Source organism: Paenibacillus odorifer, from assembly GCF_000758725.1.
Taxonomy (GTDB): Bacteria; Bacillota; Bacilli; order Paenibacillales; family Paenibacillaceae; genus Paenibacillus_AQ; species Paenibacillus_AQ odorifer.
In genome coordinates this window covers 3,795,329-3,810,787 of record NZ_CP009428.1, presented here as the reverse complement: position 1 = coordinate 3,810,787, position 15,459 = coordinate 3,795,329, and the positions used below count along the sequence as shown (strand labels likewise).

Below are 15,459 nucleotides of genomic sequence, written 5' to 3'. Positions count from 1 at the left end.
ATGAGTCATGGGTGATGAAATCCGCAGAAATATGGCATTATTTCCTATTGGAATTGTAATGAAGTTAACTGATTTATCTGCAAGACAAATTCGTTATTATGAACAGCACAGTCTAATCGTACCTGCACGTACATCTGGGAATCAACGTTTGTTCTCTTTTAATGATGTTGAGCGCCTATTAGAAATTAAGGCCTTGATTGAAAAGGGTGTTAACATTGCTGGCATCAAGCAAGTAATGAACCCAGTCTCTAAGGAATCCGAAGAAGCTACTGTGATTACCCCTGACACAGAGGTTAGACGTAGAGAGCTATCAGATTCGCAGCTTCACCGTTTGCTGAAGCAAGAACTAGTTTCCGGTAAAAGACCGGGACAGGTATCGCTTATTCAAGGTGAGTTATCCCGGTTTTTTAATAAATAATAATATACAGAGTTTTGAAAGGGAGAGGATCACGTGAGCTTTTCTAAAGAGGATATTTTACGCATTGCCAAGGAAGAGAATGTTCGTTTCATTCGTCTGCAATTTACAGATCTGTTAGGTACTATCAAGAATGTAGAGATTCCGGTTAGCCAATTGGAAAAAGCACTCGACAACAAAATGATGTTTGATGGTTCCTCCATTGAAGGTTATGTACGGATTGAAGAATCCGATATGTATCTCTTCCCAGATCTTGATACTTGGGTAATCTTCCCTTGGGTGACTGATAGCCGTGTTGCACGTCTGATTTGTGACGTGTATATGCCTGATGGTACTCCATTTGCTGGAGACCCACGTGGTATCCTGAAGCGTTGTCTGAAGGAAGCCGAAGAAATGGGCTTTACAGCGATGAATGTTGGACCTGAACCTGAATTCTTCTTGTTCAAAACAGACGAAAGAGGTAACCCAACTACAGAATTGAACGACCAAGGTGGTTATTTCGACTTAGCTCCTACGGACTTAGGAGAAAACTGCCGTCGTGAAATCGTATTGACCCTTGAAGAAATGGGCTTTGAAATCGAAGCATCCCACCATGAAGTGGCTTCCGGCCAGCATGAAATTGATTTCAAATATGCTGACGCGATCACTTCTGCTGACCAAATTCAAACCTTTAAGCTCGTTGTGAAGACGGTTGCCCGTCAACACGGCTTGCATGCAACTTTTATGCCTAAACCTTTGTTTGGTATTAACGGATCGGGTATGCACGCTCACCAATCCTTGTTTAATGGCAAAGAAAACATGTTCTACGATGAAAGTGACAAGCTAGGTCTGAGCAAAACTGCACGTTACTATATGGCTGGTATTTTGAAGCACGCTCGTGCTTTTGCAGCGATTACTAACCCAACAGTGAACTCTTACAAACGTCTTGTTCCTGGTTATGAAGCACCTTGTTACGTAGCTTGGTCTGCAAGTAACCGTAGCCCGATGATTCGTATCCCGGCTTCGAGAGGGCTTAGCACACGTGTTGAAGTTCGTAATCCGGACCCGGCAGCTAACCCATACCTCGCACTTGCTGTTATGTTGAAAGCAGGGCTAGACGGAATTAAGCGTAAGCTTGATCTTCCAGCCCCAATTGACCGTAACATCTATGTGATGTCTGAGGAAGAGCGTATTGAAGAAGGCATCCCGAGCTTGCCATCCGATTTGAAAGAAGCGCTAAGCGAAATGATCCGCAGCCATGTAATTACCGAAGCTCTCGGCGAACATGCGCTGGCTCACTTCTACGAGCTGAAAGAAATCGAATGGGATATCTATCGTACACAAGTGCACGAGTGGGAAAGAAACCAATACATGACTTTGTACTAGAACCTTTAAACCCTTGACACCTTTGGTGTTGAGGGTTTTTTTGTTTGGGCAAAATAGTGGTTTTGTAACCATCAATGATATGTCTACGAAAAATGCCCGCGAAATGCCCACAAATAGCTGAGGTTAAGGTTATTCGAGGATGTTTTACAGGTGAATATCAAAATTGGCATATTGTTGATTAACAATTTTAACGTGTAAGAAGTTGTTCATTTATCATAAATAATGGGATATGATTTGATATAGAAGAATTAAATGCAGAGACGGAGGAGTGAATTTGGATATAGTTTGGTCAAACTTAATATTAACTTTGATAATTTTCGGGATATTAGTGGTTTTGATTTTTAAAGGTATAAGTTTATTAGTAAGAAGTTATAAATCAAAAAAATAACTCTTCAGACGAGTCTGCATAGTCATGACAGATATTGGTTATATTCCCGCATCGCTCTGACTTTAAAAGGATTTATCAAAGAGTGTTGACACAAATCTGAGTTACAGATCATTAAGGATGGCGATTTACAGAACCACCCCGCGGTTGGCTGTGAGTCGCTATATTATTTTTTTCTGAAAATGTTATAAGTAAAGTGTTTCGTGGAATTTGTCTTTTACTTAATTGATGTGTCGTCTGCCTATTAAGATAGCAGGTGCCCGAATCGTCCGGGAACAATTTGAATTTCGAGCACAACTCCATAGCTGTAAATAAGAACGAGTCGATTGTTTGAAATTTTTCAATCCGTAGCAATAAAAATGAAGAAAAGGTTTGAATAATAAGAGGATACGTTAGTCATGTGGGTAATAACTATTATAGTAATAAGGAGGTGCGTAATGAAAAAAATATTATTAACTACAGCTACTAGTATTCTTCTGTCTGCCTCAATTCTCGGTGCATGTAGTAACAATAAAACAACAAACGAGGCAGAGCCTACAGCGTCAAGTGCAGCGCCTACGCCAGTTGTCGAAGCTACAACCACTCCCGAACCTTCTGCTACTCCTTCTATGGAGGCGCAGGAGTCCGCCAGTCCGGAGGCCACTGATCCTCTAGCATCCGATCGACCAAAGACCAAAGCATTTGGTGAACAGGAGGGAGGGGTCTCAGGGCAAGAAGGTACACTTGGGCAAGGTGATGGATATTCCCTGTATGTTTTTCAGGGTTTCACACTAGACTCACAGTCTGGTCGTTTATCATTAACTGAGGATCCAACCTATTATGCCGAAATTGAACACTTGCCTGCCGGTTACGATCTCACAGCTTTGAAGCAACAGGGACAAACCGAGCTTTCTGCAATTGGTAAAGCAAACGACCATAGCGGGGAACTAATTGAACATCCTCTAGGTTTTGCAGAATTATATCTACAGGCTACCAGTGATAAGGGGATAGAAGATTATATGGTCTGGAAAAATCAGGCGGGGGAAGCTTTTCTTTTTCGGATACACAATCCTAAGGGTGATTCGTCGAATAACTTTGCACCTTGGGTGATGGTTTCACTGGCAACACTTGAACTTGAAAGGAATTAAGTGTAAACAGAACCGAAGGGGTTGTATGGAGTAGAAGAAGTGTGCCATAACCATAATCAAAAAATGGTTGTTGGCACACTTCTTCTTTTTGGTATCTTACTTCATTTGAACGCCAATTTCCATTTGCTGAGGTTGCAAATTTCGCGTATGAGCCCGGTATAGGACCCAGCAGACCTTATATGAAGCTTTATCCCACATTTTGGATACTAAAGGACCCCATAGTCGCTATTGGCATTAAAAACACTCAATATGAGCCTCATTCTTAGGAATAACGTCACTGGAGTCCGAAACCATGCTCCAAAGGCTGAAAATAAGCAAATAGCGTCATCTGGGTCCGAAAGTCATGGCGCGTAGCAGAGGAATTTAATGTTAAAATATCTTATATATAGATAACTAATTCTTACCTGCGAAGGAGTAAGTTCATGCAAATTTTTATTTACATAGGCTTGGGATTTTTTATAATTTCAGGTATATGTGTTGGAGCCTTCACGACAGGTACACAACAAAGAGGTAACTTTTATTCGGAATCTAAGCAAGACCGTAAAGCTAAAAACAAAGTAGCGAATGGGTCCGCTTTAGGTGGTCTTATTTCATTAGCTATAGCTGGGATTCTTTATTTGTTGTAATTGAACGCAAAATATAAGGAGGAGGAGTGTGCAGATGGTAAAGATTTTTAATGAAAATACGGTCTCATTTACTCAAAAACAGTCCCCGATCCCAGAGTTTGCTTGGCATACGAGTGAAAGATTAGCTGAAATGGTGGGCTCCAAGCATTTAGTTTTTGATATCAGATCTTTAGATCCTGATAAATATTCTTATCCTTATCATTTTCATAGAAATGCTGAAGAGATATTTGTGATTTTAGCGGGAAAAGCGATGTTAAGAACGCCTGAGGGTATTACGGAGGTTACGGAAGGAGATGTAATATTTTTCGAAATGGGACCGGAAGGGGCGCACCAGCTTTATAATCATACGGATGCACCATGCAGGTATCTGGATCTCCGAACGAATCAGGGAATAGATGTTTGCGAATATCCAGACTCAGGCAAAATCAACATTTTGCCTTATCAAGAAATCTATCAAGCGGATGAACAGGCGGATTATTATAAGGGAGAAGAGCATGTAAGGGAAAAATGGAATGGGGGAGCGTAATTGGTTAAAGATCGTTGGTTTACAGTAACGGAAATTGATCCGACCACCTATGCAATCAGTGAATATGGACATTGGGAAAAGGTGCATTCTTTTTTACTCTTGGGGCAAAAACAAGCCGCGTTAATTGATACGGGATTAGGTATTGATAATATAAAAAGAATAACGGATCAGTTAACGGATTTACCTATCGCTGTCATAACTACACATGTGCATGCAGATCATATTGGCAGTCACGGACAATTCGAGACAATCTATGTTCATAAAGAGGATGAGGATTGGCTGATTAACGGAATAAAAGGCTTGTCCCTTGCCCAGATTCGAAAGGATATGAGTCGAGACATCACCCTTCCTGTTCCTGAAACCTTTGATCCTAACACCTACATACCTTTTCAAGGGAAACCAACGGCTCTTTTACAAGAGGGGGATGTGCTCGACATAGGTGGGCGCGAAATAGAAATTTACCACACACCAGGTCATTCGCCAGGTCATATCAGCCTATTTGATCATGCCAACGGATATCTGTTTACAGGTGATTTATTGTATGACGTTACGCCAATCTATGCTTTTTACCCTTCGACTAGTCCGGCTGATTTAGTGGCATCCTTAGAGAAGATTACAGAAATTCCAGGGGTTACCCAAGTATACGGCTCTCATAATACGCTGGGTCTAGATCCATCTATTTTGCAAGGGGTCAAAAAGGCAGTTCGTGAGTTGCGTGAGCAAAAGGTAGTGGCACATGGTACGGGTATTCACCAGTTTGATGGGTTCAGTGTGCAATTTTAGTTCTTTCAATGTCGAAAACAAATGAGAGGTGTGGCGATAACAACTTAATTATTCAGATACGATTGACCTGAAGAGTGCATGCAATTGTTGTACTTGGGAGTAAGCTTCCTTGTACTGGTTGTCGGATTGTTGAATAGGCAATAAACCCGGCAAGAAGGAAATACAATACACAGGCGTTTCTTTGCTGTTCATATATATTTTAAGCGTGAGTTCTTCAATCACATTAGCTTCTTCATCAGCTTCCTTAAGGACGTTAATATCTGCACTAGTTGCAGTTGTTTTGCTGTTTTGTTGTCTTTTGGAGACTTTTGAAAGGGTAAGTGCGTTAACCACAATCTCGGATCCCATTACATTATCGAAAGAGTATAGCTTTGCTACTGCTTTTTTGTTGTTCTTCGGATTTCTGGCGCCTATTGCTAATTTTTTATTAGGTTCGTTAAGTGCGATCAAGTGAGATTGATTGGGGGGAATGAATGTTTTGGTGAAAATGATGTTAAAGGATGCAGCCGCATTAACTAGCATAGAAATATCAGATGAAGTGGATAGCGTTTTCAATTTTATAATGGCGGCACTTAGAATTAAAACAACTCCTAAAATAGCAAATAAGTACACTAAGATAATCAGCATATAATCACCTCCCAGTTATCTCATTAGACTCAAATTGTTGCTTATTGAAAGATATGCCTGAATGATCCCCACTAGTATCTTTTAAAAGGGAAATTCGTGGAATTATAGGATCGGCTTCGGAATTAGCCCAAAAAAAGCACCCGGAGAAACCTGCCGATTCTGCAAATGGCGCAAAATTGGGGGTTGCTGCAAGGGTGCTTTTTAAGGTAAGTATATAACCTATAGAAAATTGAAGGCAGTGATATGATCGGTATAAACAATCAGCTGTTTGTACTCGATCGGAGTCCCATAACTAGCATAAGGTCTTACAGTAACGTCATTGAGGACAACAAAGTTATAGCTGAAATTTTTATCAGGGTGTTCTGCTCCCAAATAAGATATGTATTCGTCTACTATTACATCATCCATCAAAGATTTTAAATCAAATACATCCTCTTTGTTGGAGACGGCTGGAGAGACGATTCCCTGAATGCTGCCAAAAGAGGTGAGCAAATTCACTTTTTTTCCACTAGCTTGTTCATCATTTAAAAGTAAACCGGACAGCTTACCCAGTGCATCGACTTTAAAATCGACGAGGGTTCTAATTTTTGAGTTATTCAAAACTAAACACATCCTTTTCAATTTGCAATCCTGTTAACAATATTCGACATATAATCACCAAACTCCTAGTATGCTAATGAAAAAATACTTACTTATGTAATGACCCCCATTCTGTATATGGTGATTTGGGGGTTGTGAGGTCCTCAGCGAATTCAATTCCTTATCGTTACTCGTGTTCCTATAGGGACGATAGCTGCGAGTGTTAACACATCCTCGTTGTACATCCGGATACAGCCGTGGGATACCTCTTTCCCAATGGAGGAAGGATCATTCGTTCCATGAATCCCGTAGTGTGGTTTAGACAGTCCCATCCAAAAGGCACCAAAGGGACCACCTGGATTGGGTTGTTTGTTAATAATCGTGAATTCTCCCACTGGGGATTGGGTTAACATCTTACCAATGCCGACAGGGAAACCTCTAATCACAATATCATTGTCCAGAAGATATAACATTCTTTGGGTCAGATCTACAATAATTCGGTAATTTGGCATTATGCACAACACTCCTTTCTAATTAGGATATGAGCAGAACGCCTAAACGGTTATTCATAGAAAATGCCCATTTTAGCGAACGAGAACAAATGTTCGTTAGTGGTTGAGAAAGCAAAATACACAGAAAAAAGGCTGTTCCGCATTTGCGGAACAGCCTTTTATGGTAGGAGTGCATACTTAGTGGATATCTCGAAACAATCCGATGACTCTTCCGAGAATAGTTACGCGATTAAGGCGAAGAGGCTCATAAGCTGGATTCTCCGGCTGAAGCCGTATATGATCACGTTCCTTGTAAAAGGTCTTAACGGTTGCTTCATCTTCTTCAGTCATGGCTACAACGATATCTCCGTTGTCCGCTGTTTGTTGTTGGCGAACAATTACATAATCACCATTCATAATGCCAGCATCCACCATACTATCACCCATAACTGACAGCATAAATACTTTGTTGTCACCTACATAGTGAGTAGGAAGTGGGAAGTAATCCTCGATATTCTCTGTAGCAGTGATAGGTACCCCGGCGGTAACTTTACCTACGACAGGAATCCGTGAGATGGTCTGGGCGAATTGGTGAACATTCTCTGAATCCTCTTGGCCTAGTAATTCTATTGCACGTGGCTTCGTTGGATCTCGACGAATAAGTCCCTTCTTCTCAAGCCGGTCCAAATGACCGTGAACTGTGGAGCTGGAAGCAAGGCCAACAGCTTCTCCAATTTCCCGGACGGAAGGTGGATAACCCTTGCTGCGGACTTCGCTTCGTATAAATTCCAGGATCGCCAGCTGGCGACTTGAAATCTTTGACATTGGAATCAACCCCATATAGTAATGTTTGGGAAAATTATAACATAGAACTACCGTTCGCACAAACATAAGTTCTAACTATTATAAATATTAATCTGCTAGAGTTAAAAAATGGTAGACGAATGATAATAAAATGTACCACTTGAGTCTCTCGAAAAAAAGAGAACAATTGTTCTGAAATAGTATTGAACAAAACACATGTTCGTGTTATTATGAATTCGAAAGTAAGAACAAGTGTTTGGAGGATGATAATTATGCTAAAATACAGTACATACCGCAGCATCTACGATAAGGCCCCAGTGGTTGAATCTTTAGGACATAATGACGTTGCCCGTAATTCCGCTAAGGTAAAAGAGATAACGGAACGTTTGCTAGGAGGGATGATTTCGTTGTTCCGTCAGGACTTCTTTATTAAGTTAATATTGATTATCGTGCTAGTATTTTCTGGCCTAACAGTAGTGGGAAATGTATTTGCAGGATCGACGACTATAATGAAGGAAGAGAAGCGGATTGTGGTTGAACGTGGAGATACACTATGGAGTATTGCCCTTAAGAATAAACCGGCTGATATGAAGACAGTTGTTTATATAGAAGGAATTAAACGTTCAAGTGGGATTAAGAGTAGTCAAATTAACGCTGGAGACATACTTACTTTACCTATTTATTAATTTTCTGAGAACATAATAGAATGACCAGTAGAGCTTGCAGGGAGTAGACCTTGACAAGCTCTTTTTCTCATGGCAGAGTTAGAATTAATTTATAGGGGGAGGGAAAGTATTGAATATTGATGAGTTGGTCGCGCGAATTAACGAATTGGCACGCAAACAGAAGAGCGTAGGCCTTAATCAAGAGGAAGTGGCGGAACGCGCCAAGCTTCGTGAAATTTACCTGGGGAATATCCGCAATAACTTCCGAGCACAATTAAATACTATTGAAGTAGTAGATAACGATGAGCATGAACAAGGTAACAAGGGGCTTAAACATTAGCTCGCTGTTCCTTTTCATAGATATTTCAGGATGACTAGGGGGAACGCACATGGCCCGTTCTTGGGAAAGAATGGTTCAACGCAACACACAGCAAATCAACAAGCAAAGAAAGAAACAAGGCAAGGATACGATTTATGCCTCTAAATCTCCTACCCAGAATGCCGAAGTCTTTAAAGGTCGCAACATTGCATTTCCGGTAGTGTTAGTGATACTTGGCACTATGTTTTGGGTAGTTGGTTCTATTGATCAGGCCAAAGGAAATGGCATGCTGGCTAATTGGTTGGGAGTAGTACTGTACTATTTGCTGGCAGCGCTATTGTTCTTCCGTCGTCCGTACTTGAAGGTGGAAAAAGCAAGACTGTCTACTATTAAATTCAATCGCGAACGCGGGCTTCCAGCTGCAGATATTGAGAAAATCACCCTTTCGCGTGGAGCTGTAGTCATTAAGCACAAAGGGAAACGTACGAAATGGATTTTCACAAGACTTATGAATCGCTATGATACTAATGCGATGAGTACACGATTAGAAGCATTTGCTAAAGCTCACAACATTGAAGTAGTTCACGAATAGAACTAGACCAGTTAAAGGGAGAGGGAGACCTGTAATGCCAATTTCTGCTGTACTATTTGACCTTGATGATACATTGCTGTGGGATGATCGGAGCGTCGAAGAAGCATTTCGTTCTGCTTGTGAAGCCGCCGGGGATACGATTGATCCACAAGAACTAGAAGTTGCAGTTCGTAAGGAAGCAAGTAGCTTGTATGAATCTTATGAGACGTTCCCATTTACAAAGATGATCGGAATTAATCCATATGAAGCACTCTGGGCTAACTTTACGGCAGGTGAACAACCAGAATTCCGTCAATTGGAGCAGCTTGCACCGGTATATCGTAAAGAGTCTTGGCGTCGCGGACTTGCAGCCTTAGGGGTGGAAGACGAAGCACTAGCTGAGACCTTGGCAACTAAATTCGCAGCAGAGCGCAGAAAACGTCCATACATCTATGAAGAAACAATGCATGTACTGGAGCAGTTACGGGGTCAAGTGAAGCTTTTGCTACTTACGAACGGCTGTCCTGCACTGCAACAAGAAAAACTAGATGGTGTGCCAGAGTTAATTCCTTTCTTTGATCATATTGTGATTTCCGGAAGCTTTGGTAAAGGCAAACCGGATAAGGAAATTTTCCTGCATGCTTTAGAGCTTCTTGATGTAACTCCTGAGCAAGCGGTTATGGTCGGCGATAAGCTTACAACGGATATCCGTGGGGGGCTGGCAGCAGGGTTGACCACGGTCTGGATTAATAGAAAAGGTAGAGCACCTAGTCTTGATATTCATCCGGATCATGAAATCAATCACCTTGAGGAACTTCTTCCACTAGTTCAATCCTTGTAAGATATACAGAGCTATTAGCTCCAACATAAAGACTTTATAAAAGCAGCGAGTTTCTGAGATCCTAAGAAACTCGCTGCTTTTCTGTACATACATACTAACATAAGGATTTCATTAGATTTTTAAGTAAATGATTTAAGTCACAAGTCTAATGCGGAATTGATGCAAAATACTGAAAAACCAATAATAATGTGTATAATAGATGGAGATGTATAACATGAATTGGTAGATTTTTATTATTCGATAATGATTGGGAGGGCTCCAAATGATGAGATCGAAGAAATTAGTCGCTGTATTATTAGGTGCAACACTTCTAGTACTAGGTGGATGTTCTTCAAATGGAACCAAGCATTCAGAAATACATAACATGAATATGAACATGTCTATGGAACCTATCAAAGTCGAACTACAATGGAGTCCTGAAGAAGTTGTTGTAAATCAAAAGGTAACCTTTGAAGCTGTGGTGACCCAAGATAACGAGGCAGTAGATGATGCAAAAGAGGTTCTGTTCGAAATTGTGAATAAAAATGATGAGGGACAGAAAATAGAGCTTAAGGGAAAGCTAATAGGTAAAGGAGTCTATCAAGCAGAAGGGACCCTTGAAAAGGAAGGACAATATAATGTCACTTCACATGTGACAGCCCGGACACAGCACTCTATGCCTAGCAAAGAGCTGTCTGTGAAACCATGATTCAAAGGTTCACAACGGTTGCTGAGCAATAACAGATAAAGCAGAGTGGAAAGGAAGGCTTTTCGAAATTCCTTTATTCTGCTAAACTTACTCTAATGTTTTACTGGGGGGACTATTAGTTGGCTAAATATACACTTGAGGAAAGCTTACAACAAAGGATTTTGATCCTTGATGGCGCAATGGGCACAATGATCCAACAGGTGCCTCTTACTGGAGAAGATTTTGGTGGCGATGAGCTGGATGGCTGTAATGAAATGCTGGTATTAACACGTCCAGAAGTCATTCAGACGATTCATGAGCAGTATCTCGAAGCAGGGGCTGATCTCATTGAGACTAACACATTTGGTGCAACCTCTGTTGTACTGGCGGAATATGATATTCCTCAGCGCGCACGTGAGATCAATCTAGCGGCAGCAGAGTTGGCCCGCAGAGCAGTAGACAAATATGACACACCTGACCGTCCGCGATACGTCGTGGGGGCTATGGGTCCAACAACAAAAACGCTCTCAGTAACTGGAGGCGTTACTTTCCAAGAGCTAGTTGATAGCTATGAGGAACAAGCAGTGGCATTGATCGACGGTAAAGTAGATGTTTTGCTGCTGGAGACCTCTCAAGATACACTTAACGTTAAAGCTGGAAGTATTGGTATTCGTAATGCTTTTGAAAAGACTGGCATCACATTACCGGTTATGATTTCAGGAACAATTGAACCAATGGGTACTACACTGGCGGGTCAGAATATTGAAGCATTTTATATCTCATTAGAACATCTGAAGCCTATCTCTATGGGCCTCAACTGTGCGACTGGTCCAGAGTTCATGCGGGATCATATTCGTTCGCTTTCGGAGATCTCCTCGGCAGCCGTGAGCTGTTATCCAAACGCAGGATTGCCGGATGAGAATGGACATTATCATGAATCTCCAGATTCTTTAGCTCGCAAGATTGCAGCCTTTGCTGAAAAAGGCTGGCTGAATATTGCGGGGGGCTGCTGTGGAACGACACCAGAGCATATCCGTGCGATGAAGGAAGCACTTTTCGAATATCCTCCACGCCCGCTGGCAGGTAATCATCCACCTGCACTTTCAGGTATTGAGCCTATCTATATTGAGAACGACAACCGTCCTTACATGGTTGGTGAACGTACGAATGTACTTGGCTCTCGTAAATTCAAACGTCTTATCGTCGAAGGTAAATATGAGGAAGCCTCAGAAATTGCCCGAGCTCAGGTAAAGAGTGGGGCACAGGTTATTGACGTGTGTGTACAAGACCCTGACCGCGATGAGATTGAAGATATTAAGCTTTTCTTAGAACTGGTTGTAAAAAAGGTTAAAGTACCTCTGATGATCGATACTACCGATCCTAAGGTTATTGATTTAGCTTTGCAGTACTGCCAAGGTAAGGCGATAATTAACTCTATTAACCTTGAAGATGGTGAAGAGAAATTCGAGCTGGTGACGCCGATCATTCATAAATATGGCGCAGCTATTGTTGTGGGTACCATCGATGAGACGGGACAAGCAATTAAGGCGACAGATAAACTGGAAGTGGCTAAACGCTCCTATGACTTGCTAGTGAACAAGTATGGTTTAGCAGGAGAAGATCTTATTTTTGACACGCTGGTGTTCCCTGTAGGAACCGGAGATGAACAATATATCGGTTCAGCAAAAGAAACGATTGACGGCATTCGTTTGATCAAGGAAGCACTTCCAGGTGTTCATACGATCTTGGGCATCAGCAACGTCTCCTTTGGATTGCCAGAAGCGGGACGTGAAGTGTTGAACTCAGTATTCCTTTATGAATGTACAAAAGCTGGATTAGATTATGCGATCGTAAATACAGAGAAAGTGGAGCGGTATGCTTCCATTCCTGCCGAAGAACGTCATCTTGCTGAGGAACTGATTTATAATACGAATGATGAGACGCTTTCTGCTTTTGTAGCTGCTTTCCGTGGTAAAAAAGTAGAGAAAAAAGAGAAGATTTCCAACCTGTCACTTGAAGAACGTTTAGCCTCCTATGTGGTTGAAGGTACGAAGGAAGGACTCATTCCTGATCTAAATGAAGCATTGACTAAATCTGGTCCGCTGGAGATCATCAATGGACCGCTGATGGCAGGGATGTCGGAAGTCGGCCGGTTATTTAATAATAATGAATTGATTGTTGCTGAAGTGCTGCAAAGCGCTGAAGTGATGAAGGCTTCTGTGAATCACCTAGAGCAGTTTATGCAGAAGGATGAGACAGCGGTTAAAGGAAAAATTATGCTGGCGACCGTAAAAGGGGACGTGCATGATATTGGTAAGAATCTAGTGGAGATCATCCTCTCCAACAATGGTTATCAGATCATTAATTTGGGTATAAAAGTACCACCAGAGACCATTATCGAAGCCTTCCGTCGAGAAAAAGCTGATGCGATAGGATTGTCCGGGCTGCTTGTAAAATCTGCTCAGCAGATGGTGCTCACCGCTCAGGATTTACGTACAGCTGGGATCGATGTTCCGATTATGGTTGGCGGCGCAGCTTTGACCCGTAAATTTACGAAGACCCGTATTCGTCCAGAATATGACGGCCTAGTATTGTATGCTAAGGACGCTATGGACGGGCTGGATATTGCCAATCGGCTTATGAACCCTGAAGAACGGGAGAAGATTGCCGAGGAAATTCGTGTGGAGGCAGAAGCAGCGGTTGCGGTTGCGCCTAAGCAAGAACTGCCGAAACTAACCAGAGCAGTGCGTTCCAAAATATCTCCAGATGCACCTGTTTTTGTTCCACCGGATTTAGAACGCCACGTACTGCGTAACTATCCATTGGGGCATATTATCCCCTATGTGAATATGCAAATGCTGCTGGGTCATCATTTGGGGTTACGGGGTTCTGTAGAAGCCCAATTAGCTGCTGGAGATCAGCGGACTGTTGAACTGAAGGGTACCGTAGACGATATTCTCCATCAAGCGATGCTAGAGGGTACCATTACTCCACATGCTATGTATCAATTCTTCCCTGCACAATCGCAAGGGAATGATATTATAGTGTATAATCCACAGAATACGTCCGAGATCCTGCATACCTTTACTTTCCCAAGACAAGGGGTAGAGCCTCATCTGTGCTTGGCGGACTTCTTGAAACCTGTTGACAGTGGTATTATGGACTATGTTGGATTCCTAGTTGTAACAGCAGGTCACGGTGTACGTGAATTGTCTACTCAGCTGAAAGAAAGCGGAGATTATCTGCGTTCACACGCCTTGCAGTCGGTTGCACTTGAAGTGGCAGAAGGACTGGCAGAACGTGTCCATCATATGATGCGCGATACTTGGGGTTTCTCAGATCCGGCGGATATGACGATGAAGCAAAGACATGGGGCAAGATACCAAGGGATCCGTGTTTCATTTGGTTATCCTGCATGCCCGGATTTAGAAGATCAAGGTCCACTGTTTAAGTTGTTATCTCCGGAGGATATCGGTGTTCACCTTACAGAAGGCTTTATGATGGAGCCCGAAGCTTCCGTTTCGGCTATGGTATTTGCCCATCCAGAAGCGCAGTATTTTAATGTAGAGAAGCTGTAATTCTTTCATTTATATACCTGGTCTGTAGGGGATTGTATCCCCTTCAGCGGAACCTCCCGTAACTGGGGGGTTTTTTGCTGGAAGAAGGTCGTTTAGAATTGAAAAGAGATGGTTGAGCCAATAAGTAGAAGGGAGGAAAAAGAATGGATTTATATTTTTTAGGTACTAATGCAGGTGTGCCAACGCTACAACGTAATGTAACGTCCGTTACATTAAGACTGCTGGAAGAACGTCGCAGTATTTGGATGTTCGATTGTGGGGAAGGTACACAACATCAGGTTCTTAGTTCACCGATTCGGCTAGGAAAGCTGGAAAAGCTATTCATTACCCACTTGCATGGTGATCACCTATTTGGTCTTCCAGGTCTATTATCAAGTCGTGGTTATCAGGGAGGGACAGCGCCGTTAACGGTGTACGGCCCCCCTGGATTAAAAGCATACCTAGAGATCTCCTTAGCTGTGAGCCAATCCCGAATTCCTTATAAGATTGAGATTGTGGAGCATACAGGAGGAACTATATTCGAGGATGATGGCTTTAAAGTTGAAGCTGCATTACTTGAGCATCGCATTGACAGCTATGGCTACCGGGTAACGGAAAAGGATAGTCCCGGAAGCCTCAATACGGAATTGCTTAAGAGTTATGGTTTAAAACCGGGACCGATTTATGGGAAATTAAAAAAAGGTGAAGATGTTGTTACGGATGAAGGTGTACGAATCTGTGCTGCTGATGTTGTCAGGGAACCTAAACGAGGACGTATTGTTACTATCCTTGGGGATACAAGACCTTGTTCGGGAGCCTTAGAACTCTCTCTTAATGCAGACCTTGTTGTTCATGAAGCAACCTTCGCCCATGATCTGGCTGACATGGCGTATCAATATCATCACAGTACAGCGCGTCAGGCTGCAGAGTTAGCAAAAGAAGCCAAAGCAGGACAGCTGTTGCTGACTCATTTCAGTTCTCGTTACAGCTCGCATGAAGAGTTAATTCCTTTGCTTGAGGAAGCTGAACTCATATTCCCTGAGACATTATTAGCTGAGGAATTTAATGCATATCCGGTACCTCGCAGACTAAATGGGCAATAGGGGGAATG

Annotated in this window: 17 protein-coding genes; 13 read left to right on the top strand and 4 right to left on the bottom strand. The window is 42.2% G+C overall.

Annotated features, from left to right (window positions below; genetic code table 11):
• The first annotated feature begins 7 nt into the window (after positions 1–7).
• The 6 genes from PODO_RS16570 to PODO_RS16545 all read left to right on the top strand — a co-directional run bounded on the left by PODO_RS16570 (position 8) and on the right by PODO_RS16545 (position 5,227).
• Entirely contained in the window at positions 8–418 is a 411-nt protein-coding gene (locus tag PODO_RS16570) for a MerR family transcriptional regulator (protein WP_019910684.1), read from the top strand.
• A gap of 33 nt (positions 419–451) precedes the next feature.
• A complete protein-coding gene (gene glnA, locus PODO_RS16565; protein WP_036687730.1) occupies positions 452–1,780 on the top strand; it encodes a type I glutamate--ammonia ligase in 1,329 nt (442 codons plus the stop codon).
• An 822-nt stretch (positions 1,781–2,602) separates the two neighbouring features.
• A complete protein-coding gene (locus PODO_RS16560) occupies positions 2,603–3,292 on the top strand; it encodes a DUF8580 domain-containing lipoprotein (protein WP_052097089.1) in 690 nt (229 codons plus the stop codon).
• A 422-nt stretch (positions 3,293–3,714) separates the two neighbouring features.
• A complete protein-coding gene (locus PODO_RS16555) occupies positions 3,715–3,918 on the top strand; it encodes a DUF5316 domain-containing protein (RefSeq protein ID WP_036687728.1) in 204 nt (67 codons plus the stop codon).
• 34 nt (positions 3,919–3,952) lie between these two features.
• The gene (locus tag PODO_RS16550; protein ID WP_052097084.1) at positions 3,953–4,444 is read left to right on the top strand and encodes a cupin domain-containing protein; all 492 of its coding nucleotides are present in this window, start codon (positions 3,953–3,955) and stop codon (positions 4,442–4,444) included.
• A complete protein-coding gene (locus tag PODO_RS16545) occupies positions 4,445–5,227 on the top strand; it encodes an MBL fold metallo-hydrolase (protein WP_038571581.1) in 783 nt (260 codons plus the stop codon). It begins immediately after the preceding gene.
• A 48-nt stretch (positions 5,228–5,275) separates the two neighbouring features.
• Here PODO_RS16545 and PODO_RS16540 read toward each other — a convergent pair whose 3' ends face one another.
• The 4 genes from PODO_RS16540 to lexA form a co-directional block, all read right to left on the bottom strand.
• Positions 5,276–5,854 (bottom strand): hypothetical protein, encoded by a 579-nt coding sequence (locus tag PODO_RS16540; protein WP_038571578.1) that lies wholly within the window; start codon positions 5,852–5,854, stop codon positions 5,276–5,278.
• 219 nt (positions 5,855–6,073) lie between these two features.
• The gene (locus PODO_RS16535) at positions 6,074–6,454 is read right to left on the bottom strand and encodes a hypothetical protein (protein WP_038571576.1); all 381 of its coding nucleotides are present in this window, start codon (positions 6,452–6,454) and stop codon (positions 6,074–6,076) included.
• Positions 6,455–6,606: 152 nt separating this feature from the next.
• Positions 6,607–6,945: a L,D-transpeptidase gene (locus PODO_RS16530; protein WP_036687722.1), complete on the bottom strand. Its 339-nt coding sequence runs from the start codon at positions 6,943–6,945 to the stop codon at positions 6,607–6,609.
• A 177-nt stretch (positions 6,946–7,122) separates the two neighbouring features.
• Entirely contained in the window at positions 7,123–7,749 is a 627-nt protein-coding gene (gene lexA / locus PODO_RS16525) for a transcriptional repressor LexA (RefSeq protein WP_036687720.1), read from the bottom strand.
• Positions 7,750–8,000: 251 nt separating this feature from the next.
• On the opposite strand from lexA, the gene PODO_RS16520 reads away from it, so the two are divergent.
• The 7 genes from PODO_RS16520 (at position 8,001) to rnz (ending at position 15,451) form a co-directional block, all read left to right on the top strand.
• The gene (locus PODO_RS16520; RefSeq protein WP_036687719.1) at positions 8,001–8,414 is read left to right on the top strand and encodes a LysM peptidoglycan-binding domain-containing protein; all 414 of its coding nucleotides are present in this window, start codon (positions 8,001–8,003) and stop codon (positions 8,412–8,414) included.
• A gap of 109 nt (positions 8,415–8,523) precedes the next feature.
• Positions 8,524–8,733 carry a DUF896 domain-containing protein gene (locus PODO_RS16515; protein WP_036687717.1) on the top strand — a complete coding sequence of 70 codons (210 nt, stop codon included), beginning with the start codon at positions 8,524–8,526 and terminating at the stop codon, positions 8,731–8,733.
• A gap of 49 nt (positions 8,734–8,782) precedes the next feature.
• On the top strand, positions 8,783–9,304 hold the full coding sequence (locus PODO_RS16510; RefSeq protein ID WP_036687716.1) for a hypothetical protein: 522 nt from the start codon (positions 8,783–8,785) through the stop codon (positions 9,302–9,304).
• A gap of 34 nt (positions 9,305–9,338) precedes the next feature.
• Positions 9,339–10,124, top strand: a complete 786-nt coding sequence (locus PODO_RS16505) for an HAD family hydrolase (protein WP_036687714.1) — start codon at positions 9,339–9,341, stop codon at positions 10,122–10,124.
• 262 nt (positions 10,125–10,386) lie between these two features.
• The gene (locus tag PODO_RS16500; protein WP_038571571.1) at positions 10,387–10,812 is read left to right on the top strand and encodes a FixH family protein; all 426 of its coding nucleotides are present in this window, start codon (positions 10,387–10,389) and stop codon (positions 10,810–10,812) included.
• 179 nt (positions 10,813–10,991) lie between these two features.
• Complete coding sequence (gene metH / locus PODO_RS16495) at positions 10,992–14,369, top strand: methionine synthase (RefSeq protein ID WP_425311692.1); 3,378 nt, start codon at positions 10,992–10,994, stop codon at positions 14,367–14,369.
• A 143-nt stretch (positions 14,370–14,512) separates the two neighbouring features.
• Positions 14,513–15,451, top strand: coding sequence for a ribonuclease Z (gene rnz / locus PODO_RS16490; RefSeq protein WP_036687710.1), 939 nt, complete (start codon positions 14,513–14,515; stop codon positions 15,449–15,451).
• Positions 15,452–15,459 lie beyond the last annotated feature (8 nt).